The sequence below is a fragment of the Fodinibius sp. AD559 genome, from assembly GCF_052712805.1.
Genome location: NZ_JBQPVW010000002.1, coordinates 1 through 26,342, shown reverse-complemented (window position 1 = coordinate 26,342; position 26,342 = coordinate 1). Strand labels below are relative to the sequence as shown.

Genomic DNA, 26,342 nt, shown 5'->3' with positions numbered 1-26,342 from the left:
GAGTTCCATGGGTTTTATTGAATGTATTTGTTTAATTTAATGTTCATGTATATGTTCTTCATGCAACAAAATTCACCAAATTAACCAGCTATGAGTGACCAATCCGAACAGAAATCGTTTCAAGAGCGCATCGACAATGGCGAAACGATTGAACCCAAAGACGACATGCCGGATCGCTACAGGCAACAACTTATCCGGATGATGTCGCAACATGCTCATTCCGAAGTTGTAGGTATGCTGCCCGAAGGCAACTGGATTACCCGTGCCCCTTCTCTTCGGCGAAAAATGATCTTGCTTTCTAAAGTACAGGATGAAGCGGGACACGGACTTTATCTCTATAGCGCTACTGAAACGCTGGGGGCAAGTAGAAAAGAAGTCATCAACCAGCTTCTGGAAGGCAAGGCAAAATATTCCAGCATTTTTAATTATCCTACACTTACATGGGCCGATGTGGCAGTTATTGGTTGGCTCGTGGATGGGGCTGCGATCATCAACCAAACCATGCTGGCTCGCAGTTCATACGGACCTTATTCGCGCGCCATGGTTCGCATCTGTAAAGAAGAAAGTTTTCACAAGAAGCAGGGCTATGAAATGGTTGCTACAATGGCCGATGGTACTCCTGAACAACAAGAGATGATCCAAGACGCTGTCAATCGCTGGTGGTGGCCAACGTTAATGATGTTTGGTCCACACGATGAGGATTCGCCCAATAGTGCTGAGCTTATAAAATGGGGTGTAAAGTCAAAAACCAATGACGAACTTCGTCAAAGTTTCGTTGATCGTCATATCGCTGAAGCTCATGAAGTAGGACTTGAAATCCCTGATGATGATCTGGAATACAATGAAGAAACTGGTCACTGGGAGTTTGGTGAAATTGACTGGGATGAGTTTTGGAATGTTGTAAAAGGCAATGGTCCCATGAACAAGGAGCGCATGAAGACACGTCGCGAAGCACATGAAAATGGCAAATGGGTCCGTGAAGCAGCTGAAGAATATGCCCGTAAACAGAAATTGAGTAAGGAAAAAGCATCATAAATAGTTGTGAGTAGTGAGTCCGAAGTCGTAAGAGAAATCTCTTCCCACTCAATACTCATTATCCAACATTAAACAGAGATTATGAGCAACAACGATAAGAAAAATAACAACGAAGACACACAATGGCCGCTTTGGGAGGTCTTTACCCAGCCCAGGGATGGCAAACCTCATGAACATGCCGGCAGCCTGCATGCTCCCGATGCAGAAAAAGCGCTGGAAAATGCCCGTGACGTATATGCGCGCCGTAAGGAAGCGGTCAATATATGGGTGGTACCCAGTGATCAAATTGTTGCATCCAAAGGAAAAGACCAAGGACCTTTTTTCGATCCTGCGGATGACAAACCATATCGCCACCCCCAATTTTACAGTGTACCCCGAGTTTCAAAACGACGATCATGAGTACAGCTACCAAAGAATTAACAAAACAAGAAGCCCTTTTTGAATATCTCATACGTCTGGCCGATGACCGTCTTATCTTAGGCCATCGCCTTTCGGAATGGTGCGGACACGGTCCGATTCTCGAAGAGGATATTGCACTGGCTAATATTGCATTGGATTACATCGGTCACGCAGCCAATCTTTATGAATACGCTGTTGAAATCGAAGGGGAAGATCGCCACCGTGACGATTTGGTTTATTTCCGCAATGATCCCGAATACAAGAACTTAAAGCTGGTTGAACTGCCTAAAGGTGATTTCGGATTTACTATTGCTCGACAATTTCTATTCTCTTCTTACAGCTATTATTTATACCAATTATTGTCGGATGTTGAAGATGAGCAGTTCCGCGGCATGGTTGAGAAGCATTTTAAGGAGGTTAAATATCACTTGCGGCACAGCCGCGAATGGGTACTCCGACTCGGCGATGGCACAGAAGAAAGTCACGAGCGCATCCAGGATGCTTTTGACGACATCTGGACTTACATTGGTGAACTGTTTCATCAGGATGAGGTTGACGAATTACTGCATAAGGAAAATTTGGCTGCTGATACCGCAACCTTCAAACCAGACTGGAAAGATTTAGTTACCGATACCCTTGAAGAAGCAACCTTAGAAGTTCCCGATTGGGATCAATTTATGGTGGAAGGCAGTCGCCAAGGATTACATACCGAACACCTTGGGCACCTGCTGGCAGAAATGCAGCACCTGCGTCGCTCGTATCCTGATGCGGATTGGGAGTAATTTCTTGTTATTGGTTATTAGTTAATAAAATGTCATGGCTTCAGTAACAACATATAGTAAAGAAGATATCTGGGACTTACTTTCAGAGGTAAAAGATCCCGAAATTCCGGTATTGTCTATCATTGAACTTGGCATTGCTCGAGAAGTTACGATTGATGATAACAAGGTTATAGTACGTATTACTCCCACCTATTCCGGATGTCCGGCAATGAAAGCCATCGAGCAGGAAATTGAGAAAACGCTGCAAGTAAACGGCATTCAGAATTTTGAAGTTGTCAAGGATTTTTCTGAAACCTGGACTACAGACTGGATGCCGGATGAAGCCAAACAGAAATTGAAAGAGTACGGAATTGCTCCTCCCGGAAAGACGGATAAAGATGACGATTTTCTGAAAAATTTAAAGGGATCAAGCCGAGTTATTTCCTGTCCCTACTGCGATTCAACCAATACCGAACTACAAAGCGAATTTGGTTCTACTGCCTGCAAATCGCAATACTATTGTCATGATTGTGATGAGCCTTTTGAACATTTTAAGTGTATTTAGAATAGCCACTGATTTATACAGATTAGAACCAATAAGGGTAATTTTCAATAGTTAAAATCTGTGCATATCTGTGGCCTAAAATATTTATCTATGAGTGAATTTATTTCTACATCTCTTGAGAATAAGATTCTGACTATTACCTTAGATCGCCCTGATAAGCTCAATAGCTTTATTGAGCCTATGGCTAAAGAGCTCCAAGAGGAACTTACCGATGCAACGCGAAATGAAGACATACGTTGTGTACTATTAACAGGCAACGGCAAAGCATTTTGTGCGGGTCAGAATCTTCCAGAAGTCGTCGATAAAGGTCAAGATTATGAACTCGGCGACACCGTCCGAAAAAGCTATAACCCCATCATCAACCTCATTCGAGAGCTAGACAAACCGGTTGTCTGCGCCGTAAATGGAACCGCTGCGGGAGCCGGCGCTAACATCGCACTGGCCTGCGATATTGTGCTCGCATCAAACGAAGCCATTTTTGTACAATCATTCAGCAAAATCGGACTCATTCCCGACAGCGGCGGTACATTTTTTCTGCCGAGATTAGTTGGTCTGCAAAGAGCTAATGCCATGTATTTGCTGGATGAGAAAATATCCCCCCAAAAAGCTGAAGAAATTGGCCTTATTTATAAAGCGGTAGAAGCAGATCAGTTGATGGATGAAGCTCAATCCATTTGTCAAAAGTTGGCACAAATGCCTACCAAAGGTTTTGCGCTCTATAAAGAAGCTATCAACCAATCCCTATCCAACAATTTAGATGAGCATCTTGAGCTGGAAGCTGATCTGCAAACCGAGGCCGGTAACACTCATGATTACCACGAGGGTGTACAAGCTTTTTTAGAAAAGCGAAAGCCGGAATTTCAAGGGAAGTAACTAACCCAAATCCCAAATACTTTCTACGTATTTGTTAAGCGAGGACTTTGAAACACTATTTACCAATCGTTGATCAGCAGTATATACTACAGCATGCTTTTCAATGGCCGTAGCAATGTAGGTTGCATCGTACAGTGTTAGAGGTAGAGATACTGATATTTCCAGTGCTAATTTAGAAATATCAGTATAATTCAAAGTTTGATATGGTAATTTTTTCCGTTCAACAATTTTCTGGAATGCTTCCTCACTCGATATTTCCCGCTGTCGTACTTTTTTTGAGATAACAGTATCAATCTCAACAACAAATAAATCCGGAACAAAAAAGAAGGACAACTCTTTCAAAATACTTTCAGCCTTCGATGAACCCTCCTCGAGAAAAAGCCACTTTGCTGCTACCGAACAGTCAATAACAAGGCTCATCGCTCTCTGTCTTCACTTATATCTTTGGTGCTATCAGAAAATTTTCGACCTTGCTTCCTATACTTTTCCAAATTTTCTCTTACCATCTGACGAACCTCTTCGATATCAGGACCGGCATGCATTTCAAGAAGCTCTTTGAGCTCTTCCTGCAGTGATCGATTGTTGGCTGCAGCTTTCTTCTTCAGCTTTTTAAGCGTTTCTTTATCAATATTTCTAACTAATACATTTTTACTCATAGCATTACCTTTTCTTCTATTGACGATATCATCATGATATCACTTTTACTTGCATATAACAAATGGCCTATCTGCTCTTAAACAAGTTGGTTTTAGGATTGAAATCATTATTTTCAGAGTGCAAGAATTTGAAAATAAAGATCCAAAAAATGAATGATGAGATTATTGGTGTAGTGGGAGCGGGAACGATGGGACAAGGCATTGCCCAAATTGCATCCCAAAATAATCATAAAGTTTATTTGTATGATGCCTATCCCGATCAGTTGGGCAAAGCCATGCATGCCCTTCGAAAAATTCTCCAGCGACAAGTCGAAAAAGACCGCATGACACAGAAAGAAGTGGACGGCGTTATGGACCGTATCCACTTTGTAGAAGATTTAACTAATTATGACGAATGCAGCTTAGTCATCGAAGCTGTTGTAGAGGATTTAGAAATCAAAAAAGATGTCTTTCAGCGTTTGGAGGGCATTGTTTCACGCGATTGTATTTTAGCAACCAATACCTCTTCCCTATCGATTGCTTCGATCTCATCAGCCCTTAAAAAACCCAAACGATTTCTGGGCATTCACTTCTTCAATCCGGCACCGATTATGCCGTTGGTAGAAATTGTGCCAAGTATTGCTACTTCTGGCGAAACCCAAAAAGCAGCTCGACAACAAATTGACGACTGGGACAAAACTACCGTATTAGCTAAGGATACACCCGGCTTTATTGTTAACCGAGTAGCGCGACCGTTTTACAGCGAAGCTATTCGTATGTATGAAGAAGGTATCGGCGACGTACCTACTATCGACTGGGCCATGAAAGAAATCGGCGGTTTTAAAATGGGGCCCTTTGAACTCATGGATTTCATCGGTCATGATGTCAATTACAAAGTAACCGAAACCGTTTTTGAAGAATTCTTTTACGACCCACGATTCAAGCCGTCTTTTACACAAAAGCGGATGGTTGAAGCTGGCTGGCTGGGTAAAAAATCAGGAAAGGGATTTTACGATTACGGTGATAACACTGACAATCCCGAACCAACTAAAGACAAAGAACTTGGTCAAAGAATAGTAGATCGTATTGTGGCAATGCTTATCAATGAAGCAGCCGACGCCATATTTATGAATGTAGCTACAGTTGAGGATGTGGATCTGGCCATGACCAAGGGTGTTAATTATCCCAAAGGGTTGCTGAAGTGGGCCGACGAGATTGGCTTGCAGGAAGTGCTTGATCGAATCAGTAAATTACAGACTGAATATCGTGAAGATCGATACCGGCCGAATCCGCTGTTGAAGAGAAAAGTGCGAAATGGAGAAACGTTTTATTGATAATAAAAAGCTGTCAGCATTTAACTTTCAGAAAATAATTAAACTAAAGCTGTAAGCTGACGACTGATAGCTATATGACAATGCAAAAAGAAGAATTAGCAAAAAAAATAGTAAAAAAAATGATGGCGGATGATGCCTTCAGTCAATGGCTGGGTATCAAAGTCGTCGATATTACACCGGGATATACAAAGCTTGAAATGACGGTCCGAGACGAAATGGTCAATGGATTTAATGTCTCACATGGCGGAATTGCTTTTTCGCTGGCCGACAGCGCCTTGGCGTTTGCTTCTAATAGCTATGGACGAGTGGCAGTAGCAATGGAAAACAACATTTCTTTCATGAAGAAAGTAGTGCCGGGGGATACGCTTACGGCCAAAACAGATGAACTAAGCATCGGACGACGCATTGGTGTCTATAACATTAGTATTACCAATCAGGATGATGCGCAGATAGCACTTTTTCGTGGAACCGTTTTTAGAACTCAAGAATATCATTTTAAGGAAAATAGTAACAAATCGTGAGTATTGAGTCCTCAGCAAATTTATTAGTTTCTATTGGTTTTAACTCGTAACTCACGGCCTAAAACTCAAGACTAAAATTATGTCAGAAGCTTATATTATTGATGCCATTCGAACTCCCATCGGTAAATATCGAGGATCGTTATCTCCTATCCGGGCCGATGATCTGGCGGCCTTAACCATCAAAGAATTAATGAACCGAAATTCTACTATTGATCCAGAACGCATTGAGGATGTCATTTTTGGCTGCGCCAATCAGGCGGGTGAAGACAATCGCAACGTAGCCCGGATGGCAGCGCTGCTGGCAGGACTTCCAACCTCTGTGCCCGGTGAAACCGTAAATCGTCTCTGCGCTTCCGGAATGAGCAGTGCTGTCCAGGCCTATAAGTCAATCAAAGTGGGCGAAGGCGACCTGTTTATTACGGGTGGCATGGAACATATGACACGCGGGCCAATGGTTCTGGGTAAAGGGGAAGCGCCCTACTCCGGAAATACCGAAATGCATGACACTACTTTTGGATGGCGTTTTGTTAATCCCAAAATGGATGAGCAGTACGGCAGTGAAGCAATGGGAGAAACCGCCGAAAATATTGTGGAGAAATACGGCGTAAGCCGCGAAGATCAGGACAAGTTTGCAGCATGGTCGCAACAGAAAGCTGGTCAGGCTACCGAAAGTGGGCGAATGGCTAAAGAAATTATGCCGGTGGAAATCCCACAGCGCAAAAGTGATCCTAAAATTTTTGAAAAAGATGAATTTGTTCGTCCTGATACTACGGCAGAAGTTCTAAGTAAACTGCCGGCTGTTTTTCGAGATGGTGGAACCGTGACTCCCGGAAACGCCAGTGGAATCAATGACGGTTCCTGCGCTATGCTGGTCGCCGGAGATTATGCCATCAAAGATTTTGATTTAGAACCGATGACACGAATTGTCGCTTCGGCCGTCGTTGGAGTAGAGCCACGAATTATGGGCATGGGTCCAGTTGGAGCTTCCAAGAAAGTTTTAAAACGAGCCGATTTATCACTCGATGATATGGGCATTATCGAACTCAACGAAGCATTTGCGGCCCAGAGTCTGGCAGTACTACGCGAGCTGGGCATTGATGATGACGACCCGCGCGTGAATCCGCACGGTGGAGCCATTGCCTTGGGACATCCGTTGGGCATGTCAGGCGCACGATTGCTTCAAACAGCATCCATTGAACTTCATGAGCAGGATAAACAATATGCGCTTTGCACGCTCTGTGTCGGTGTAGGACAAGGAATGGCTGTCATTTTAGAAAAAGTGTAACAGAACGCGGATTAGGCAGATTTAATTGATAATCACAGATACTATATCAACGAAAATCTGTAAGATTCGCAAAATCAGTGTTCTATTATGATAACACATAGTATAATTACGAACTAAATATTTCCCCTCCTTATCAAGGAGGGGATTAAGGGGAGGTTGCCTTATGTCTTTAAATCCTAAATATAGTAAAAATATCAGAAGACACCTCCGAAATAATATGACAGAAACTGAAGTTATCCTTTGGGGTAAATTAAAGGGCAGACAGATTACAGGGTATAAAATCCGACGACAATACGGAGTTGGCAGCTATGTCGTGGACTTTTACTGCCCTCAATTAAAACTGGCCATTGAAGTTGACGGTGAGTCTCATTACACCCGGGAAGGAGAAGAGCACGATAAAAAGCGAGATGCTTTTATTCGGGATAAAGGAATTGAAATAATCAGAATCCCTACTTCAGAAGTTTATGATAATTTGGATGGCGTCGTTCAACATGTAGCAAATATATTTAAGAAGCGTGAAGACTACTGGTAGTTCAACTACCCCTGTCCCCTCCTTCATAAGGAGGGGGCACTTGTATAGAAAATCCGAATCTTAACTAAAACCAAAAATGGCAATCTACGAATTTGAAGGATATAAACCGGTAGTTGATGAAAGCGCCTATGTCCATCCGCAGGCTGCGGTGACGGGCAATGTGGTAATTGGCAAGGATGTATACATCGCTCCGGGTGCAGCCATTCGTGGCGACTGGGGCAAGATCGTAATTAAAGACGGATGCAACGTACAAGAAAATTGTACAATCCACATGTTTCCGGGGGTAACTGTTGTGTTAGAAGAAAGTGCCCATATCGGTCACGGTGCCATTATTCACGGAGGACATATTGGCTGCAACTGCCTTGTAGGAATGAATTCCGTAGTAATGGATAATGTGGAGTTGGGAGATGAATGTATTGTCGGGGCCATGTCATTTTTAAAGGAAGGGATGAAAATTCCCGAGCGAAAACTGGTGGTTGGTAATCCGGCGAAAATTGTCAAAGATGTTTCCGATGAGATGATTCAATGGAAAACAAAGGGGACGGAATTGTATCAACAATTACCGGGACAGCTTCATGATTCTCTGAAAGAATGTGAACCGCTTCGGGAGGAGCCTAAAGACCGACCAAGTCAATCGGAAAAATATCAAACTTGGGGAAAAGCTAAGAAGAAATAACTTTAATGATATGTCATTTCGAGTGTAAGCGAGAAATCTTTGTTCTATGTGAGACAAAGATCTCTCCCGTTGTCGAGATGACTACTTAAATAAGATGCAAACACCATGAAAGTACGAAGCTATATCAAAGGAAAATGGGTTAATGAAGGTGAAGAACAAGATCTCATTAGCGCAGTAACCGGCGAACCGGTAGCACAGATGCTGGAAGCGGATCTGGACTACAAGGGTGCTTGCGAATATGCACGAAAAAAAGCCGGGCCAAAACTTCGCAAAATGTCCATTCACGAACGGGCTTTTAAAATCAAGTTTTTGGCTCAGTATCTGCTCGATCGAAAGGAAGATTATTACGAGCTATCAACCCACACCGGCGCTACGCGACAGGATTCATGGATCGATATCGAGGGCGGAATCGGCAGTATGTTTACCCTGTCCAGCAAGTCACGTATTGAACTTTCTGATCTACCCTATCACGTAGAAGGAGACCACGAGCGGCTTTCGCGTGAAGGTACGTTTGTAGGACAGCATATCTGCGTACCTCGTCACGGTGTCGCCGTACACATCAACGCTTTTAACTTTCCGGTATGGGGAATGCTGGAAAAATTGGCCCCCTGTATTATTTCCGGGATGCCAGCTATCATCAAACCGTCCCCCACAGGTTCGTACTTGGCCTATAAGGTTTTTGAAGATATGCTGGAATCGAATTTGCTTCCCGATGGCGCAGTCCAGTTTATTGCCGCCGATGTGCCGGGCGATCTGCTTGATCATCTTACCAGCCAAGATTCCGTTTCTTTTACCGGCTCGGCTACTACGGGGCAAAAGCTCAAATCACATCCCAATATTGTCGCCAACAATGTGCGTTTTAACCTGGAGGCCGATTCACTAAACTGCTCGATTCTCGGCGCTGATGTTACTCCAGACATGGAGGAGTTCAATCTGTTTGTGGATGAAGTGGCCGATGAAATAACGGTCAAAACGGGACAAAAATGTACGGCTATTCGTCGTACGATCATCCCCAAAGAGCGCGTGAATGATGTGATTGATGCATTAAAAGACCGACTGGATAAGACTTCTATTGGGGATCCCGCCCAAAAGGAAACAAAAATGGGTCCGCTGGCCAGCTCGGAGCAGGCTGAACGGTTTAAGGAACAAGTTTCTTCGCTGATGGAAACAACTGAGTCGGTTTACACAAATGGAAATGGACAACATGAAGGAGCATTTACCAGTCCCAAAGTATTGCTGTGCCATAAACCAATGGAAGTAGATGAAGTGCATAAAGTCGAGGCTTTTGGACCGATGACCACGGTAATGCCCTACGAATCAAACGAAGAAGCAATCAAGTTGGCCAATAAAGCAGATGGCTCTTTGGTAGGCTCACTATTTACGGCGGATGACGATATTGCCCGTGAAATTACGCTGGGATGTGCACCTTATCACGGACGTTTTATGGTGGTGAACCGAGATTGTGCCGACGAGTCAACGGGACACGGTTCGCCGATGCCGCATATGGTACACGGCGGACCCGGTCATGCCGGAGGCGGAGAAGAACTGGGGGGCGCACGTGCCGTCATCCACAATATGCAGCGGGTGGCTTTGCAAGGATCACCGACAACCCTAAAAAATATTACGAAACAATATATCAAAGGTGCGGATACCGAAGAGGCAGAAACACACCCCTTCCAACAATATTTTGAAGATCTGGAAGTGGGCGAAGCAAGAACAACTGGCACGCACACAGTCACTGAAGAGGATATTGAGCAATTTGCCGACCTATCGGGCGACGAATTCTATGCTCATACCGATCCGGAGGCTGCCGAACGCTCACTATTCGGCGAAATTGTAGCCCATGGTTATTTTGTGCTTTCAAGGGCAGCGGGACTGTTTGTTCATCCTGATGAAGGTCCTATAATACTTAATTATGGACTGGAAAACCTCCGTTTCACTAATCCCGTTGCGCCCGGTGATACCATCCAGGCGAAGCTGATTGTAAAGCGGAAGACCGTCCGCCAGAAAAAGGCCAAGGATAAATTCCCGTTTGGAATTATTTATTGGGATGTCGAAGTCACAAACCAAGATGACGAATTGGTAGCAGAATATACAATTCTGACGCTAATAAAACGCCGTGAAGTCTTGGATATGGATATTTTTGAGGAAGAGTAGTAGATAATAAAAGAGTCTCTCCTCCATGGGAGGAGAACAAGAGGTGGGTTCGTCATGACCAAGAAAAAAACTTGATATCATTCCCTACGCTCCACACTTGGTTGAGAAAGCCCGGGAACTTCGAAAGAAAAGTACGCCTGCTGAAAAAAGGCTCTGGAAATATCTTCGAAGAAAACAAATGCACCAGTTTGATTTCGACAGGCAGAAACCTATTGATCATTATATCGTTGATTTCTACTGTAAAAAACTGAAACTTGCTATCGAAATTGATGGAGAGTATCATGACCATCAACAGAAATATGATCTGTCCAGACAACGTAGACTCGAATCATTTGGAGTTCAGTTTCTCAGGTTTTCAGAAAAAGAAGTTTTAAATGATATTGATAATGTATTACGTGTTATTGAACAGTGGGTTTTAAAACATAAAGATTAACCCACCCCTTAATCCCCTCCCCGGAGGGGAAATCAAGTTATTTACCGTGGAATAATCCTGAATTCTGACTCCTGAGTACCGATTTCTTTTACTTCAAAACTTTAACAAAAATATTTGCTCGATATCATGCCTGAAAACGGAGAAATTACGACCAACATTCAAAACAACATCGGAACCATTGAATTTTACCACCCAAAAGGAAACTCCCTGCCGGGACAAATGCTGCGGGATTTAGCTGATACTATTATCGAAATGGGCAATAATCCCGAAGCTCATGTACTTGTTTTAAAAAGTCGGGGCGATGGTGCCTTCTGTGCCGGAGCTTCGTTTGATGAACTTATTAACATCGACGATTACGAAGAAGGCAAACATTTCTTTATGGGATTTGCACTGGTACTCAATGCCATGCGTCAGTGTCCAAAGCTTATTATCGTCCGTGTACAGGGCAAAACGGTAGGCGGAGGAGTAGGTATCGCATCCGCGGGAGATTACACCATAGCCCACGAATCTGCCGCTATAAAGCTAAGTGAGCTTGCATTGGGTATCGGTCCATTTGTAGTAGGGCCCGCCGTTGAGCGCAAGGTAGGTACCTCAGCGTTTAGCACACTATCGGTTGATGCCTCGAGCTGGAACTCAGCCGAATGGGCTCGCGAAAATGGACTCTTTTCAAAAGTCTGCGAAAATCACTTTGATCTGGATGAAAAAGTGAACGCATTGGCTAAACAGCTCGCAGATTACAGTCCCGATGCGATGAAAGAATTGAAGAAAGTGCTCTGGAAAGGAACGGAAGACTGGGATAAGCTACTGGAAGAACGAGCAGAAATAAGTGGGCGGCTGGTACTTTCTGATTTTACCAAAAACTTTATCGAAGAGTTTAAAAGCTCCTAACAATTTATTTTAAAGATGGATCATACCAACGTTCAGGAGGCCCTCAGGAAAATGGCAGATCCTGAAGTAGCGGAAAGCTCTACCCAGTTTTTTAAAACTGGTTTCGGAGAATACGGAGAAGGGGACCGGTTCCTGGGTATCCGCGTTCCCAAAGTACGCAAGGTCGCGCGAAAATTTAAGCAACTCTCTCTTGAGGAAACTGAACGGTTGCTTCATTCCGATTATCACGAGGAGCGCCTTTGTGCGTTAATTATCCTCGTAAACAAATCCAAAAAGGCAGAGAAAGACGAGCTAAAAAAAGTATCCGACCTCTATCTGGACAATACCGAATACATCAACAATTGGGATCTGGTAGACACCTCTGCAGAATATATCGTAGGTGCATACCTCTCAGATAAGGATCGATCTATTTTATACGAGCTGGCTAAGTCTGACAATTTATGGGAGCGGCGGATCGCCATCTTGAGCACCTTTCACTTTATCAAAAATGACGATTTTGATGATACTTTGGCTATAGCCAAACTCCTGCTGGAAGATGAGCACGATCTCATCCATAAAGCAACCGGTTGGATGCTGCGTGAAACCGGAAAACGCAATGAACAAGTATTGAAACGTTTTCTGGATGAGCACATTAGTTTTATGCCAAGAACAATGCTGCGATATGCTATTGAAAAATTGCCCGAATCTGATCGGCAGAAGTACTTATCAAAGTAAAAAGTTCCCGCTTATACAGGTACTTTTTCCTGGGGCTCTTCCATTTCGAATTCGAGGATAAATTGCATTCCATTCTCGGTATTCTCCAGTACGTATTCTCCCTGTAACTGGCCACTCAATGTATCTATAAGTGTTAATCCCAATGATCCATTTTCCCCAATAGAGAAATCTTCGGGTAATCCTTTTCCATCATCTTTTACAACAAGTTTTATCTTGCCTTCCTGCTTGTGTTCAGCAGATATTTCTATTTTTCCATTTTCTTGATCTGTAAAAGCATGTTCGTAGGAATTGCTGACAAGTTCATTGAGCATCAAACCGCAAGGAATACCTTGGCTGACTCCCAGCTTAAAATCATCAATATCGATATCTACCTCAATTTCTTTATCCGTATAATTAAATGAATATGCTATAATATCTACAAGCTCACGAATATATTTTTCGAAATCTATTTCTGCCAGCCGCTCATTTTGATATAGTTTTTCATGTATCATTGAGATCGACTGCACACGGCGTTGACTTTCCGAAAGAACTCGGTTTACAAAATCATTCTCTGCATAACCCCTTTGCAGTTCCAGTAATCCTGATATAACTGCCAGGTTATTTTTTACCCGATGATGTATTTCTTTAATGAGTACTTCCTTTTCAGCTAAGGCCTCCTGTAAATCTTTAGTTTGTTCATCCACAAGTTCCTCGAGCCTTTGCTTCTCCAAGCTTCCTACTCTAAATCTAATATACCCATATATTAAACCGATAGTCGATAAAGCAATTAAACCGTAAAACCAATACGTCTGCCAAAAAGGATGGGCTATTGCAAATTGGTAATGAGCTTCATTTTGCGACCATTCTGAGTCATTAGCCTTTACCTGTACAATAAAATTGTAGTCTCCCGGATCCAGATTGGTAAATATTGCAGTCTTAGAGCTGGTCGGTCCAGACCATTCATCATCGAAACCTTCCAGTTTATATCGAAATTTTTCGTTGGATGTGTTGCCAAAAAATGGGGCCTTATAATTAATAGAGTAGGTATGTTGCCCATAGGGAAAAGTGACTTCAGGAAATAAAAGTCTGCCAAATTTATAAGATAGGGAATCTACATACTGGTCCCATTCAATTTCCTGCGAATTACGTTGGACATTCGTTATATGAAGATTCAAATCCTTTGTTTGCTCTTCAATTTTATTCGGATCCAGTTCCAGAACTCCTTCCATTGTACCAAAGAGAACTCGATTATCATCAATAGGTAATACAGCCCCTTGATTAGTTTCAATACCAATACCATTATCAGTCAACCGATAGTGCATCAATTCCATGTTTCCCGTCTCCCAATAACCGGGAACATCCAGACGATGAATGCCGCCATTGGTACCTTGCCAAAGCGTTCCTGATTCGTCGAACCACAAAACTTGTGTGGTCAATGATTTCATCCCAATTTCTTTCCCGAAATTATCAATCGATACTACATCGCCATTTTCATCTAAATCCAACAGACTAACTCCTCCCCCGGTACCCAACCACAAATTTCCTTTTCCATCTGAAGTGATAAAAGAAATATACCTGTGATTTATTCCGTCTGCAGTCGTATAATTTTTAAAAGAAGAGCCATCAAACCTACTAATACCGCTATATGTGGCAAACCATAAATACCCGTTATGCTTATAGACCTGGTAAACAACATCAGAGGGCAAGCCATTTTCCGCTGTATAATGAGTAACTTTTTCATTATCGATTTGAAATACTCCCCACTCTGTAGTAACCCAACATGTATTATCCTGATCTACATACAAATCATAGGTGAACCATAAATCGAGATTATGAGTTTCTGAATAATTGCTGAAATCTTTACCATCATATCTATAAATGGCATTGTCAGGCATTAAAAATAAGAGGTCACCATTGGCAAGCTCCTCAATAGCCCAGACTTCTTTGGAACTCTCATAGCCCTCCGGAAAACCTATTGACTTAAAACTTCCATCTTTAAAATTAAATATCCCTTCGGATGTTCCCACCCAAATATTACCCTCGCGATCTTCATGTAAACTATATATTTTTTGTGATGTAACTCCTGATTCTGTTCCGTAAAAAGTAAATGCTTCACCCTCATACCGATTGATACCATCCTCATCAGTAGCTATCCAGACATTCCCATCGTCATCCTCATACAGATCATAAATATAGTTGCTGCTTAATCCATTGTTTTCCGTAATATGTTTCGCTGTACCGTCAGAGTATACAAATACCCCTTTTGAATATGTTCCTACCCATATACTACCCTCAGATGCAGAGATGATATCATAAATGTAGCCAAGCTCTGTACCGGCTAATTCTGTTATCGTCGAAAACGAGGATCCATCCCACACCGTAATACCATTACTGGTTGCAAACCATAAACTACCTTCAGAGTCGGGAATAACACGATAAATCTCACTTCCGCTAAGACCGTCCTCAGTAGTGAAATTTTGGAACTCTTTACCCTCCTTAAGCTGGTTGTTCTTTAATATGGAAATTCCACCACTCGTAGCAATCCAGATATCTCCATTTTCAGCTTCCCAGAAATCCCAGATAGAATTATTTACTAATCCATCCTCAGTAGTTATCCGATTAAGTTCTGAACCATCGTAAATGAATATCCCTGCATCATAAGTACCTATCCACAAGTCGCCATTCCTCATTTCATCAACGGCAAAAACATCAGCAGTATCTAAGGTGCTGTTATCAAAAGGATAAATAAATTCATCGCCCTCCATTTTTGCTATACCGCTCTGATAGGTAGTAACCCATAGGTTTTCATTACTATCCTCAAAGATAATTTCAATACTATTATCTTTAAGGCCATCTTCTGTGGTATAGGTTGTAAACTCTTCACCGTCAAATTTAGCCAGTCCCCCGCCATAGGTTCCGGCCCATAAGTAACCGTCATGAGTTTGGAACAATCCATGTACTTGGGAATGCGGAAGACCATTATTTACGGAATAAGACTTGAAGTTGTATCGCTGAGCCTCGGCAGGCAATACAAATACCAGTATGAGTAGTAAATTAAGAAATGCACAAATGGCATAATTTCTTTTGTATCCCATAAAAAACACCTAAAGCAAACTATCTTTTTTTACAAGAAGAAGGTACGGTTATTTACATACTCTCGCTAACCATCTTTATAAGTACCCAGGAACTAAGTATTCAAAACTTTTTCTGCTTTAAATAATACAGAAATTTCCGCACCATTTTTATTTTTGAAAGTAACAGCTCCCTCTAACTGTTTAGCCAATGTTTTAATCAAAGTAATTCCTAAAGATTCCGGATCCCCTTTCTCAGGAAATCCTATCCCATTATCCTTTACAGTTAAAACTACTTTGTTATCGAACGTTTTGAATAAAACTTTAATATGTCCCTCTTGCCCATCCTCAAATGCATGTTTTAATGAGTTTACCACCAGTTCGTTAATTAATAATGAACAGGGAATAGCTTGATTAATATTCAACACGATCCTATCAAGCTCGGTAGTTATTTTTATATCTGATTTCTTATTTGAATACGTACTACGTATACTTTCAAGTAAATCATGGACATATTTATCAAATTCAATAAAAGAAAGACTATCTGACTGATATAGCTTTTCATGAACAAGTGCTATGCTCTGAACACGAAGCCTACTCTGCTGAAGAGCAGAAACGACAAGATCACTTTCAGCCTCCCAAATCTGCATTTGTAACATCCCGGTAATTACCGCCAAATTATTTTTTACACGATCATGCACCTCGGCCAATAGCACTTCCTTATCTTTTAGCGACTGTTTAATCTTCTTCTGTGCTTCCTTTTCGGCACTTATATCACTGGCGACAAAAACATACCCCTCTGTCGCTTCCTCTTTGCCATTAATTTTACCTCGGGAAATACTAACCGGAATAATATCCTTACTTTTCCCTATTAGCTCACCGGTATATGTTCTGTTGCTATCCGTATTTTGTTTTGTGAAAATATTTTCTGGCATCTCATTAAATAATGCATCAATCGATTTACCTAACAGATCATTCTCTGTATATCCAAGGATATCAGATACCGCTGAGTTAACACGGGTAATGTTAAAATCTTTATTGGTAACAACCAGCAGGTCAGCCATAGCTTCTATAATGCTATCTACGTAGTCGCGTGAAACCGTCGTCTTGCTGAGATTTTCCGCCATCTGATCAAAGGTAGAACTCAGCTGTCCTAACTCATCGTTAGAGTTATAATTGATCCGATTTTGCAAATTGCCCTTCCCTACACTCTGGGCTGCATCTGCAATCTTTGCAATAGGATTTGCTATCGATCGATAAATAAACAGGGATAGAACAATTGCAACAATTAAAGCAATGCCGGTGGCAATCACCAATATATAGCCGACCCTGTCAAGCTGGCTATTTAACCCGGCAATTTGTTGTTGGTGGGTTTGCTGGATGTGATTTCGCAGTCGATCAATTTCCGGCAATAAATTCGATCGAAAGTAAGGCTCTATTGTTACCGTAAAAAACTCTTTACGATCTTGGTAGTTTTCGGTACTGATGTTTTGGAATTGGATAAGAAGTGATGAATAATTTCTATATTTCTTTTCTAATTTTTTTAACAGGCTAAGAACTTTTGATGAGTCTTTGGGTGGGTTAAAAATATTTTTCTGGTTGGACTTCACCAGGATTTTCAACTTTTTTAGGCTTTTCTCAAACTCTCCAAGCGATTTTTCAATCTTTGCGATTTGAACCTCCTTGGTTCTATTGCTCCTGCTATAATCCATCGAGAGAGTTTCGCGATAGCTATCCTCCAACAAATATTGTGTTCTTGTCAGGCTTTTAAAAAGCTGTAAACCCAATTCACCGGCTAAGGTAACCTCCTGAATAGCTTTATCACTTTCGAATGTTACCTGATCTTTAACTGCATCATTAAAATAAGAAGCAGTCAATCCAATACCCCCTACAACAAGGACTACAATTGAAAAACTGCCTATTAGTTTCGTACTGAGCTTCATAAAAGTTATAAAGTTAACTGTCTCACAATTTTACATAATTATCCAACAAGGGCAGATATGCCAAAGTCACTGAACTTGCTATATACCCCACCCAATAAATTGATTCATTGATAGTATCATGCAGCGAACAAACGCACCACACTAACCAGCAATAGATTTCAAAGGAAGTTAATCTACCCTATTGTTGAAAATCGTTATCCTAAAAAGCCACCAACGCTTTTATCTTACCCACAATCTTTTCGGATGTTGGTAACACTGCATCCATCAATTCAACATTATATGGTACAGGAATATCAGGCATGGTAAGCCGTTCAATGGGAGCATCTAAATATTTAAATGCTTCTTGCGAAAGGACAGCACTTATTTCAGCACCAAAGCCGGCCGTCTTCGTATCCTCATGAACAATCAAACAACGATTGGTCTTTTGGACAGATTGCAACACAGCTTCTTTATCCCATGGCATGATGGAGCGAAGATCCAAGATATCAGCAGAAATATCCATTTCATTTACAGCCATTTCCACCTGTTCACACATGGCACCCCACGTTACAACAGTAAGGTCTTCTCCTTCCTGTAATTTATTCGCTTTGCCAATTGGCACTACAAACTCGTCACCCGGATAGGGTTTACGCGCATACTTGGCATCCAGCAAATTACGGTGCTCAAAAAAGATGGTAGGATTATTACTTCGCATTGCGGATCGGAGCAGTCCTGCAGCATCCTGCGCATTGCTGGGCATCACAATTTGCCACCCCACAGCATGAGCAAAAAAGACTTCGTTGCTGAGGCTATGCCAGGGATCACCACATTTTGCAAAACCGCCGGGCATGCGCACCACGATGGGCGCTGCAAACTGATTCGCCGTTCGCCAACGGATTGTTCCACAATTATTAAGCTGTTCGGTGGCCGGATCGGCGTACTTGCGAAACTGAATTTCGGCTACAGGCATCAATCCGGAGTACGCCAAACCTACCGAACGACCGATGATCCCCTCTTCAGAAAGACTGGTATCAAAAACACGGGATTCACCGTGCTTGGTTTGGAGTCCCATCGTCACGGCATGGACCCCTCCTTTTGCCCCTACATCTTCCCCAAAGACCATCAGTTTGGGATTAGTCTCAAGCTCATAATCCAACGTTTTTCGAATAGCTTCTACAATATTAATTCGCTGTTTCCCAGGACTGGGGGTTTCGGAACTTTCGGGAAAAGAGTGCTCTGATGGAGCCAAACCACCAACAAGCTGAGTATCTACATTTCCGTCGGCATCCGTTTCTGAGAAAGCATAACGTTCTGTTTTCCGGGGATCAGGTTCGGGACGTGCCAAAGCTGCTTCAGCGGCTTCTTCAATATCTTCATCTGCCTGTTTTCCCAGTTCCTTCCAATCATCACCAGAAAGCCGATCGGGAATCAAAAATGTTTTTAGGTGATCCAGCGGATCATCCTGCTGTTCTTCTTCAATCAATTCATCAGGTTTGTATGCCTGGTTATCCTGATACGAATGACCATTTAATCGAGGCATCGTTAAGTGAATTAAGGCCGGTCCTTTTCTATCCCGCACATAATTTACCGATTGACTGATAAGATCAGCTGCTTCCACAGGATCAGTTCCGTCACCATCAAAAATTCTGATATTTTTAAAAGAATACAGGTTTTTAGCAATGTTACCGCCCGGTGTTTGCAATTCACCCGGAACCGAAATCCCATAACCATTGTCCTCAATATAAAATAGCATGGGTAAATCCTGGGTTGTAGCAATGGTCAATGCTGACCAAAACCCATTGGTAGCAACCGAACCTTCACCGCCCAAAACAACAGAAATTGCTCGCTCATATTCTTCTACATCCAGCTGGTTCTGGTGATACTGAATACCCTGAGCCCAGCCAACGGCCGGGGTGTACTGTGATCCCACATCGCCGGCCATCGGCAATACTGTAGGACCATCGATACCGGGCTTATTGCAAACTACACCAATATCACGGCCGTCACTATATCCGCCAGACTTGCCCATAGGCGCTGCCATGGCATCCTCCAGGTCTAATCCCAGTGAGAGCATCAGAGGACGCGAGCGATAGTAGGCGCTGGCCGCATCATGTTTATGTGTGAGTTGGGATCCCAATAGAATCTGCCCGAGTTCATGTCCCCGGGCCGAAAACTGATATAAGACATCCTTGTTGGGGACAAGCTCATTTTCCTCTTTATCATCCATGGCTCGAGAGGTCAACATCAGCTTTGCCAGCCAATTCCAATCGATCGATGATATTACTTCGGGCATTTCTTTCTGTTGCTCTTTTTTAGTCGGCATAACTGTTAATTTGTTATCAGCTTATTTTTAATAATTTCTATGCGTTCATCACTTTTTTAAAACTGCGCTCAAAATGGCTCATCTCCTTTTTTCGTCCGATCGTAATCCGCACACAGTTCGGTAATCCAAAAGCATTAATTCGTCGCAAAATAACACCCTCTTCCAACATAGCCTGGGTAAAGTCGATAGCCTGCTGTTCATCGGGCAAAATCATCATCACAGAATTCGAAATAGACGGCACATAATTAACATGGTGTTTTTCAAAAAACTGGTAAAGCCTATTTTTTCCTTCTTCAACTACATCTTTCGTCTTCTTTAGAAACTGCTGATCCCCAAGTGCCGCCAGTGCCGCCGCCTGTGCCGGAGTTGTCGGTTCAAAGGTCAACTTTGTTTTCATCATCTCGCTAATAATTTTCTCAGATGCAATAGCATAACCAATTCGAAACCCAGCCAGACCGTAGGCTTTCGAAAAAGTGCGAAGGGTAATCACGTTATCATAATCATAATCAAGCGAATGGGGATAATCTGCCACCTCTTTTGCATATTCGTAATAAGCCTCATCCATGACCACTAAAACATCCCTCGGAACCTTGCGCATGAAGCGCTCAAATTCTGAATCAGTAATATACGTGCCGGTGGGATTGTTGGGATTGGCGATATAAATCATTTTTGTCCGGTCTGAGATGCAGTCTGCCACAGCTTCAAGATCAAACCGATAGTCGTCGGTTACAGGTACCCTATTAATAGAAACTCCTCGAATATTTGCCTGAACAAAAAAACCGACGAACGTAGCGTCGGCGGTAATAGCTTCTTCATGATTCAAGAAAAAAGTACGACAGAGATTTGCAATAACACTTTCAGATCCAGCTGCAATCATAATATTTTCCGGCTGTACATTATTCTGCTCTGCCAATACTTCGCGAAGCTGCCGGGAAATCGGGTCCGGATAGTCTTGGATTTCCTGCATAGCCTTCACAACTTCATGCTTTACATTAGGGCTGCATCCCAATCTATTTTCGTTAGATGCCAGCTTGGATATTTGCGGCGGTTGATATTCTTCCTCGACTTCTGCAATGGTTTTACCTGCCACATAGGGAGATAAATCGCGAATGTTAACTGGCACTAAAGAACGCTCACTGGAATCAGCCATAACTACCAAATTTGTAACTGAAATTTAAACTTCAATTCAGGAGTAAGTACACATAATTTTCGGCTATAAATATGAATAAATTAGGTCACTTTAACAACGCAATGAGGTCAAAACTTTTTAAAGTAAATCTTCGTTGTAAGGTCTAATTTGGATTTGTACATTCATTAAAAAATTAAACTGTTGTTATGTCAAAAGTTGCTGTTGTTACTGGTGCGAGTCGTGGAATAGGTCGCGAAATTTGTAAAGAGTTTGCTGATAAAGGGCATCATGCAGTAGGTGTTGCCCGATCGGAACAGCCATTAAACGAGTTGGCCAATTCTTATCTGGATATTTCTGCTATTCCTGCTGATCTTACCAATCAAAAGGATGTTGACAAACTTATAACACAACTAAAAAAGGATTTTAACACCGTTGATATTCTAATCAACAACGCAGGAGCTTTAATTAATAAATCGTTCGAGGAGCTTACTCTGGATGATTGGCGATCACAACTCGAAAGTAATCTGATCAGCGCTGTGCACATAACAAAAAAGATGCTCCCCTTATTTAGCAATGATGCTCATATTGTAAATATAAGCAGTATGGGAGGATTTCAGGGCAGCGCTAAATTTCCGGGGCTTGCGGCTTACAGTGTCTCCAAGGGGGCACTAAGCATCTTAACGGAGTGCCTTTCTGTTGAGTTATCAGACAAAAACATTAAAGCTAATGCCCTTTGTCTTGGAGCGGTACAAACCGAAATGCTTGAAGAAGCTTTCCCCGGCATTGAAGCTCCCTTAACTGCAAAAGAAATGGGGAACTATATTGCCAATTTTGCCATAGAGGAATCTGCATTTTATAACGGAAAAATTCTTCCGGTTGCACTCGAAGATCCCGAATAATAGCGAATGGGATTCTTAGCCTATATTTTCTACATTAACGCTGTAATTTTAATTATATAGCAATCAAGGGTCGTGAAAAAACATTTCGTACTACTACTCATAATTATTTTCGGTTTTACATTATCTCAAAACGAAGTAAAAGCACAGTCCATTGAACTATTAGGCAGCAGCACTCTAAACGGGGCAATGAATGGTGTTCTGCTCGGCGGAGCTACGATGGCTCTTCAAAACTCCAATAATTTTAGACCTGTTGAAGTAGGACTTGGCGCGGGAACCCTTTACGGTATTGGAATGGGCGTCTATGATATGTCCCAAATTGACAAAGGACAACAGTTTTATATTTCAGGCACATTTAATGACGGTACGAACCGATCAATCCTCGTATTACTCGATACCGTTTATGGAGCAGTCGGTGGGATGCTGGTTGGATCCTCAGTTACCTTAATCCTGCAAGAAAGAATTGAAAAGGGATTACAATACGGAGCAGGTGCCGGCGCTTGGATTGGTATGGGCTTTGGACTGATCGATACCTTTATGCTTGCTGAAAGGCCTGCAAACCTACAGGCCTCTACGATTTCTCAGCCACAACAAAACGTTAATGGTCTTATAACCTATAGCAATGCTGACCAATCAATACAAATAGGAATGGTAAATCCTGAATTTATTGAACAGAAACACCTTTCCAGCAAGCATTTTAGTACCAGTTATGAACCCTCTCTAAATGTTGTTGAACTAAAGATCAATCTTTAACTAATCCTCAACTTCCGCATTATAATCATCAGGAGTATCAAACTGGGCTCCTTCTTCGGGTTCTTTAGCCAGCGCCAAATAACGGATAAGCTCTTTGACGGTATTGGAATGGCCCGAAAGTGACGGATGTAATCCATCACTCAAATAATTCCACGCTGCCGGACCGGGTTCTTCCTCCTCCTGTTCTTCTACGCTGTCATCTTTATCCTTCATCCGTTCTCCAAGAGGATCCACGATATATCCCTTTTTACCCGTCAATATTTCTCGATACTGACTCAAATCCTCCTCAAACAAATCAAAATGGAAAAGTCGCATCTGCTGCTGCATTTCGGTAATAACCGGCGGAGGAGTAAGCCAAATAAGCGGATTATCTGTCACCTCATTGACAACTGTTTCGATCGTATTCAGATTTTCCCAGAAATCAGCCAGTGGCACCAATGTACGATCCGGCGATACGTGCAGGCGCTGCGCATCAAACGTACCTAACGCCACAATTACCCAGTCCGGATCGTGATCTAATACATCACGATTTAACCGTTTGAGTGCATCGGTAGAAGTATTGTATGATACCCCACTATTTACAAAATTTAAGTCGGCATCCTCGAGACCAATTTCCAAAACATGCTGAAAAATATTAAACCAACTTTGCAGATCATCAGTCAGGGAATCTCCAATAGCAACAATGGTATCCCCTTGTTCAAAGGGAAGATCTTCAATCCATTCCGCTACTTCGCCATCTTCCAATAACTCAATTGCAGCTTCTTTGGCATTAGAAGAAAAACGATCACGAAGCTCTTTTAGCTCCTCCTTTTCTAATCCCATTAATCCGGCCATAGCTTCTTCATTTTCAATGCCGGGAAGCAATGGATACCGTTTTTCCAGGTTTAGAAATTGTAATAAATAATTTTCTAAAACTTCTTTCTCTTCTTTACTTGCTTTGTGCTCACTCATAAAATACGTTACCTCAGATAATTACTTTTCTAATTCTCTATCAAATCATGAACTAACTTTGGCGTCCCTTCCGCTGCACGGGCTTGAACATGTTCCCACCCTTTAAACGTTCGAAGCTCGGGAGTGGCCGGATCAATAATATATTTGGGAATATTTTGATCTACCAAGTCGACTAATCCCGCTGCGGGATATACGACAAGCGAAGTACCAATTACAATTAATATATCGGCCTCAGGAACTATATTCGCAGCTTTTCGCATATTCGGAACAGGTTCACCAAACCAAACAACATGAGGCCTTAACTGTGCTCCATCCTCGGCTGTGTCTCCAACTTCAATGGCATCACCACCAATATCATATATCAGTGATGGATCTTCCTCGCTGCGAACCTTTGAGAGCTCACCATGCAAATGAACCACATCGGATGACCCAGCACGTTCATGCAAATCATCTACATTTTGTGTAATGATCGTCACATCATACTGCCCTTCTAACTCAGCCAAAGCCTCGTGCCCGGCATTGGGATCTACGGCATGCAATTGCTTTCTACGCTCATTATAAAACTCTAAAACAAGTTCTTTGTCTCTTTCCCAAGCCTGTGGGGTAGCCACTTCTTGGATATCATGACCTTCCCAAAGGCCATCAGAATCTCGGAAGGTTTTCAATCCGCTATCGGCACTCATGCCAGCACCGGTTAAAACTATCACCTTCTCCATAGCGTGCGTTTATATTGGATTGGCAGAACGCTTATTATTGACTATGAGCCTGTTGGGGCAAAATAGATTCCAACCAAGAACTTGACTCTTCATAATCCTCAACAACACTCGGAACTTTCTCGTTAGCAAAAGACGCCACCATTCTTTCTACATCTGTTTTGAGTACATTTATAGCATTATTGATCAGATCTTTATTAAAACCTTTGTCACCAAGACGTAGTGTAAACTCAAGAGAAATTACACGACTTAATATTTTTCCCAGTTCAACTAACCGGTCTTGAGCTAACGTGTGATCAATTTTAAAATCCAACAGATCAGAAAAATAATCAGCTGAACGTTCTGTAAGCTTGAATTCACTCAAAAACTTATGAAGATTTTTAAACTTCATTTTACGCATACTTTTCAATACCGATTCTGAAATTTGCTGATAAAGAATATCATTAGATCCTTCGAAAATCTGGAAAGGGCGACTATCAATAAACGCTCGACCGGCAATATGATCCAATCGATATCCCTTAGCTCCGGTCAACTGTAACAGAGATTGAGCTGCTTGCTGCATTAAATCCGTAGTATAGGTCTTAATTGTATTGGCCGTAAGACTCATGTTCGACACATCTTTTGTAAGCGGAACATTTTCACTGGTAAAGGCACACATTGCAGAACAGACTGTAAATGAAGATTGCAACCTATTTAATCGTTTCTTCACCTGATCATAATTAAATAGACTTTGTCCGCCAACATAGCGCTCTTTACAGTGCGTAATAGCTTCATCCATTAATCGCTTCAAAAAACCAATGCCCATTCCGGGAAATTGCAAACGACTCCGGTGCAGTACATCCAGCATCATCTTAATACCTATAGACTTAGGCTGTAATTTATACTCCTCCGGTACCGTAATATCAATCTTATTTCTGCCATATGGCAGCATGTACAGCCCTAAGTTTTTGTAATATTCTTCTACTTCAATGCCTCCGCGTTTACTATCATGGATAAAGAACCCAATATCGCGACCTAAATCGCCGTTATTACCTTCTTTACGAGCTGTTATCAACCAAAAATCAGCAGCTCCCGTTAAGCCTGCCCAATGCTTAGTTCCACGAACTTGAAATGCATCGCCCTCATCTGATTTAATCTTTTTAAAAGACGTCTCCATATGTAAGGCATCAGAGCCAAAGTCTGGTTCCGTAATCATTAATCCACCCATATTATTCTCATGCAAGAACCGATCAAATATAGGTTGTTTAATTTCTTCACGTCCGTAATTTGCCACCGGCTGTAAAAAAAGTGCTCCGTTAATTCCCATCATCAATGAAAGCGGAAGCGACTCATACGAACTGGCTTCTAACATTGACAACGCTTCATGTGTTTCTGCTCCACGCCCACCATACTCTTCAGGAATAAATACACTCAATGGTTTGCAATCCATTACTTCATTGAAAATTTCATCGGGCAAACCACGACTTAAACTTAATTCATCGATATCGCCTTGCACATTGAAGAGACTGTGCAACTTATTTTTATATTGATTGATAAATTCAGAAAAATCCATAGCCATTAACAAATTTTGAGAGAGTTAAAAAACACCTCTACCCTTTTAAATGAAATGTCCTTATAAATCTCAATATACCGAATAATATTCCTTGGTAAAAACGTAGTAGGCGTCTTATTCATTGATTTTACACTTTAAAATAAAAAAGGTGACCCCCGAGAGGATCACCTTATACAAAAAAAAGAGCGGGCGGGGACCTACGCTTCCTCCCAGTCGGGAAGTACCATCGGCGCTGCCGGGTGTCA

General features: G+C 42.1%; 25 protein-coding genes. 16 read left to right on the top strand and 9 right to left on the bottom strand.

The annotated features are described in order from the left end of the window. The first annotated feature begins 90 nt into the window (after positions 1-90). The 5 genes from paaA (at position 91) to ACQ4LT_RS03195 (ending at position 3,633) form a co-directional block, all read left to right on the top strand. Positions 91-1,035: a 1,2-phenylacetyl-CoA epoxidase subunit PaaA gene (gene paaA, locus ACQ4LT_RS03215; RefSeq protein ID WP_445664578.1), complete on the top strand. Its 945-nt coding sequence runs from the start codon at positions 91-93 to the stop codon at positions 1,033-1,035. A gap of 81 nt (positions 1,036-1,116) precedes the next feature. Then, complete coding sequence (gene paaB, locus ACQ4LT_RS03210; RefSeq protein WP_445664577.1) at positions 1,117-1,434, top strand: 1,2-phenylacetyl-CoA epoxidase subunit PaaB; 318 nt, start codon at positions 1,117-1,119, stop codon at positions 1,432-1,434. After that, the gene (gene paaC, locus ACQ4LT_RS03205; protein ID WP_445664576.1) at positions 1,431-2,216 is read left to right on the top strand and encodes a 1,2-phenylacetyl-CoA epoxidase subunit PaaC; all 786 of its coding nucleotides are present in this window, start codon (positions 1,431-1,433) and stop codon (positions 2,214-2,216) included. Before paaB ends, paaC begins: the two co-directional genes overlap by 4 nt. Positions 2,217-2,250: 34 nt before the next feature. Continuing rightward, positions 2,251-2,760, top strand: a complete 510-nt coding sequence (gene paaD, locus ACQ4LT_RS03200) for a 1,2-phenylacetyl-CoA epoxidase subunit PaaD (RefSeq protein ID WP_445664575.1) — start codon at positions 2,251-2,253, stop codon at positions 2,758-2,760. 90 nt (positions 2,761-2,850) lie between these two features. Beyond that, a complete protein-coding gene (locus ACQ4LT_RS03195; RefSeq protein ID WP_445664574.1) occupies positions 2,851-3,633 on the top strand; it encodes an enoyl-CoA hydratase-related protein in 783 nt (260 codons plus the stop codon). Here the strand turns inward: ACQ4LT_RS03195 and ACQ4LT_RS03190 are convergent, their stop codons facing one another. Together ACQ4LT_RS03190 and ACQ4LT_RS03185 are read right to left on the bottom strand one after the other, a co-directional pair. Next, entirely contained in the window at positions 3,634-4,053 is a 420-nt protein-coding gene (locus ACQ4LT_RS03190; protein WP_445664573.1) for a type II toxin-antitoxin system VapC family toxin, read from the bottom strand. It lies immediately after the preceding gene. Next, entirely contained in the window at positions 4,050-4,289 is a 240-nt protein-coding gene (locus tag ACQ4LT_RS03185) for a FitA-like ribbon-helix-helix domain-containing protein (RefSeq protein ID WP_445664572.1), read from the bottom strand. The genes ACQ4LT_RS03190 and ACQ4LT_RS03185 overlap by 4 nt, the downstream gene beginning before the upstream one ends. 149 nt (positions 4,290-4,438) lie before the next feature. Between ACQ4LT_RS03185 and ACQ4LT_RS03180 the strand changes: the two genes are divergently transcribed. From ACQ4LT_RS03180 to ACQ4LT_RS03140, 9 genes are all read left to right on the top strand, one after another. After that, complete coding sequence (locus ACQ4LT_RS03180) at positions 4,439-5,602, top strand: 3-hydroxyacyl-CoA dehydrogenase NAD-binding domain-containing protein (protein ID WP_445664571.1); 1,164 nt, start codon at positions 4,439-4,441, stop codon at positions 5,600-5,602. 74 nt (positions 5,603-5,676) lie between these two features. Continuing rightward, complete coding sequence (paaI, locus tag ACQ4LT_RS03175) at positions 5,677-6,123, top strand: hydroxyphenylacetyl-CoA thioesterase PaaI (protein ID WP_445664570.1); 447 nt, start codon at positions 5,677-5,679, stop codon at positions 6,121-6,123. A gap of 79 nt (positions 6,124-6,202) precedes the next feature. Then, positions 6,203-7,408 carry a 3-oxoadipyl-CoA thiolase gene (gene pcaF / locus ACQ4LT_RS03170; protein ID WP_445664569.1) on the top strand — a complete coding sequence of 402 codons (1,206 nt, stop codon included), beginning with the start codon at positions 6,203-6,205 and terminating at the stop codon, positions 7,406-7,408. Positions 7,409-7,571: 163 nt separating this feature from the next. Beyond that, positions 7,572-7,940, top strand: a complete 369-nt coding sequence (locus tag ACQ4LT_RS03165; protein ID WP_445664568.1) for an endonuclease domain-containing protein — start codon at positions 7,572-7,574, stop codon at positions 7,938-7,940. Positions 7,941-8,016: 76 nt separating this feature from the next. After that, positions 8,017-8,616 carry an acyltransferase gene (locus ACQ4LT_RS03160; protein WP_445664567.1) on the top strand — a complete coding sequence of 200 codons (600 nt, stop codon included), beginning with the start codon at positions 8,017-8,019 and terminating at the stop codon, positions 8,614-8,616. Between the two features lie 105 nt (positions 8,617-8,721). Then, positions 8,722-10,773 carry a phenylacetic acid degradation bifunctional protein PaaZ gene (paaZ, locus tag ACQ4LT_RS03155; protein ID WP_445664566.1) on the top strand — a complete coding sequence of 684 codons (2,052 nt, stop codon included), beginning with the start codon at positions 8,722-8,724 and terminating at the stop codon, positions 10,771-10,773. Positions 10,774-10,870: 97 nt separating this feature from the next. After that, on the top strand, positions 10,871-11,206 hold the full coding sequence (locus ACQ4LT_RS03150; protein ID WP_445664565.1) for an endonuclease domain-containing protein: 336 nt from the start codon (positions 10,871-10,873) through the stop codon (positions 11,204-11,206). Positions 11,207-11,332: 126 nt separating this feature from the next. After that, complete coding sequence (locus ACQ4LT_RS03145) at positions 11,333-12,094, top strand: enoyl-CoA hydratase/isomerase family protein (RefSeq protein ID WP_445664564.1); 762 nt, start codon at positions 11,333-11,335, stop codon at positions 12,092-12,094. A gap of 15 nt (positions 12,095-12,109) precedes the next feature. Beyond that, positions 12,110-12,808, top strand: coding sequence for a DNA alkylation repair protein (locus ACQ4LT_RS03140; protein ID WP_445664563.1), 699 nt, complete (start codon positions 12,110-12,112; stop codon positions 12,806-12,808). A gap of 11 nt (positions 12,809-12,819) precedes the next feature. Here ACQ4LT_RS03140 and ACQ4LT_RS03135 read toward each other — a convergent pair whose 3' ends face one another. From ACQ4LT_RS03135 to hisC, 4 genes are all read right to left on the bottom strand, one after another. After that, positions 12,820-15,882: a two-component regulator propeller domain-containing protein gene (locus ACQ4LT_RS03135; protein ID WP_445664562.1), complete on the bottom strand. Its 3,063-nt coding sequence runs from the start codon at positions 15,880-15,882 to the stop codon at positions 12,820-12,822. Between the two features lie 92 nt (positions 15,883-15,974). After that, positions 15,975-17,801: a histidine kinase dimerization/phosphoacceptor domain -containing protein gene (locus ACQ4LT_RS03130; RefSeq protein WP_445664561.1), complete on the bottom strand. Its 1,827-nt coding sequence runs from the start codon at positions 17,799-17,801 to the stop codon at positions 15,975-15,977. A gap of 199 nt (positions 17,802-18,000) precedes the next feature. Next, positions 18,001-20,103 (bottom strand): alpha-ketoacid dehydrogenase subunit alpha/beta, encoded by a 2,103-nt coding sequence (locus ACQ4LT_RS03125; protein WP_445664560.1) that lies wholly within the window; start codon positions 20,101-20,103, stop codon positions 18,001-18,003. A gap of 37 nt (positions 20,104-20,140) precedes the next feature. Continuing rightward, positions 20,141-21,253, bottom strand: coding sequence for a histidinol-phosphate transaminase (gene hisC, locus ACQ4LT_RS03120; protein WP_445664559.1), 1,113 nt, complete (start codon positions 21,251-21,253; stop codon positions 20,141-20,143). Positions 21,254-21,438: 185 nt separating this feature from the next. Between hisC and ACQ4LT_RS03115 the strand changes: the two genes are divergently transcribed. Further along, positions 21,439-22,131, top strand: coding sequence for an SDR family NAD(P)-dependent oxidoreductase (locus ACQ4LT_RS03115; protein ID WP_445664558.1), 693 nt, complete (start codon positions 21,439-21,441; stop codon positions 22,129-22,131). A gap of 72 nt (positions 22,132-22,203) precedes the next feature. Then, positions 22,204-22,881 (top strand): hypothetical protein, encoded by a 678-nt coding sequence (locus ACQ4LT_RS03110; protein WP_445664557.1) that lies wholly within the window; start codon positions 22,204-22,206, stop codon positions 22,879-22,881. Here ACQ4LT_RS03110 and ACQ4LT_RS03105 read toward each other — a convergent pair whose 3' ends face one another. Genes ACQ4LT_RS03105 through ACQ4LT_RS03095 form a run of 3 tightly spaced genes read right to left on the bottom strand, consistent with a single transcriptional unit; the run spans position 22,882 to position 26,097 of the window. Next, a complete protein-coding gene (locus ACQ4LT_RS03105) occupies positions 22,882-23,832 on the bottom strand; it encodes an SGNH/GDSL hydrolase family protein (protein ID WP_445664556.1) in 951 nt (316 codons plus the stop codon). A 29-nt stretch (positions 23,833-23,861) separates the two neighbouring features. Beyond that, complete coding sequence (locus ACQ4LT_RS03100; protein WP_445664555.1) at positions 23,862-24,548, bottom strand: SIR2 family NAD-dependent protein deacylase; 687 nt, start codon at positions 24,546-24,548, stop codon at positions 23,862-23,864. 34 nt (positions 24,549-24,582) lie between these two features. After that, complete coding sequence (locus ACQ4LT_RS03095; RefSeq protein ID WP_445664554.1) at positions 24,583-26,097, bottom strand: acyl-CoA dehydrogenase family protein; 1,515 nt, start codon at positions 26,095-26,097, stop codon at positions 24,583-24,585. Positions 26,098-26,342 lie beyond the last annotated feature (245 nt).

What these genes read in the sequence shown, in the direction of transcription:
- ACQ4LT_RS03190 (WP_445664573.1), bottom strand. Translation starts at nt 4,053, where the DNA reads ATGAGCCTTGTTATTGACTGTTCGGTAGCAGCAAAGTGGCTTTTTCTC.
- paaI (WP_445664570.1), top strand. Translation starts at nt 5,677, where the DNA reads ATGACAATGCAAAAAGAAGAATTAGCAAAAAAAATAGTAAAAAAAATG.
- paaA (WP_445664578.1), top strand. Translation starts at nt 91, where the DNA reads ATGAGTGACCAATCCGAACAGAAATCGTTTCAAGAGCGCATCGACAAT.
- ACQ4LT_RS03095 (WP_445664554.1), bottom strand. Translation starts at nt 26,097, where the DNA reads ATGGATTTTTCTGAATTTATCAATCAATATAAAAATAAGTTGCACAGT.
- ACQ4LT_RS03140 (WP_445664563.1), top strand. Translation starts at nt 12,110, where the DNA reads ATGGATCATACCAACGTTCAGGAGGCCCTCAGGAAAATGGCAGATCCT.
- ACQ4LT_RS03135 (WP_445664562.1), bottom strand. Translation starts at nt 15,882, where the DNA reads ATGGGATACAAAAGAAATTATGCCATTTGTGCATTTCTTAATTTACTA.
- ACQ4LT_RS03165 (WP_445664568.1), top strand. Translation starts at nt 7,572, where the DNA reads ATGTCTTTAAATCCTAAATATAGTAAAAATATCAGAAGACACCTCCGA.
- paaZ (WP_445664566.1), top strand. Translation starts at nt 8,722, where the DNA reads ATGAAAGTACGAAGCTATATCAAAGGAAAATGGGTTAATGAAGGTGAA.
- ACQ4LT_RS03195 (WP_445664574.1), top strand. Translation starts at nt 2,851, where the DNA reads ATGAGTGAATTTATTTCTACATCTCTTGAGAATAAGATTCTGACTATT.
- hisC (WP_445664559.1), bottom strand. Translation starts at nt 21,253, where the DNA reads ATGGCTGATTCCAGTGAGCGTTCTTTAGTGCCAGTTAACATTCGCGAT.
- ACQ4LT_RS03115 (WP_445664558.1), top strand. Translation starts at nt 21,439, where the DNA reads ATGTCAAAAGTTGCTGTTGTTACTGGTGCGAGTCGTGGAATAGGTCGC.
- ACQ4LT_RS03180 (WP_445664571.1), top strand. Translation starts at nt 4,439, where the DNA reads ATGAATGATGAGATTATTGGTGTAGTGGGAGCGGGAACGATGGGACAA.
- ACQ4LT_RS03185 (WP_445664572.1), bottom strand. Translation starts at nt 4,289, where the DNA reads ATGAGTAAAAATGTATTAGTTAGAAATATTGATAAAGAAACGCTTAAA.
- ACQ4LT_RS03125 (WP_445664560.1), bottom strand. Translation starts at nt 20,103, where the DNA reads ATGCCGACTAAAAAAGAGCAACAGAAAGAAATGCCCGAAGTAATATCA.
- paaB (WP_445664577.1), top strand. Translation starts at nt 1,117, where the DNA reads ATGAGCAACAACGATAAGAAAAATAACAACGAAGACACACAATGGCCG.
- ACQ4LT_RS03145 (WP_445664564.1), top strand. Translation starts at nt 11,333, where the DNA reads ATGCCTGAAAACGGAGAAATTACGACCAACATTCAAAACAACATCGGA.
- ACQ4LT_RS03160 (WP_445664567.1), top strand. Translation starts at nt 8,017, where the DNA reads ATGGCAATCTACGAATTTGAAGGATATAAACCGGTAGTTGATGAAAGC.
- pcaF (WP_445664569.1), top strand. Translation starts at nt 6,203, where the DNA reads ATGTCAGAAGCTTATATTATTGATGCCATTCGAACTCCCATCGGTAAA.
- ACQ4LT_RS03105 (WP_445664556.1), bottom strand. Translation starts at nt 23,832, where the DNA reads ATGAGTGAGCACAAAGCAAGTAAAGAAGAGAAAGAAGTTTTAGAAAAT.
- paaC (WP_445664576.1), top strand. Translation starts at nt 1,431, where the DNA reads ATGAGTACAGCTACCAAAGAATTAACAAAACAAGAAGCCCTTTTTGAA.
- ACQ4LT_RS03130 (WP_445664561.1), bottom strand. Translation starts at nt 17,801, where the DNA reads ATGAAGCTCAGTACGAAACTAATAGGCAGTTTTTCAATTGTAGTCCTT.
- ACQ4LT_RS03100 (WP_445664555.1), bottom strand. Translation starts at nt 24,548, where the DNA reads ATGGAGAAGGTGATAGTTTTAACCGGTGCTGGCATGAGTGCCGATAGC.
- paaD (WP_445664575.1), top strand. Translation starts at nt 2,251, where the DNA reads ATGGCTTCAGTAACAACATATAGTAAAGAAGATATCTGGGACTTACTT.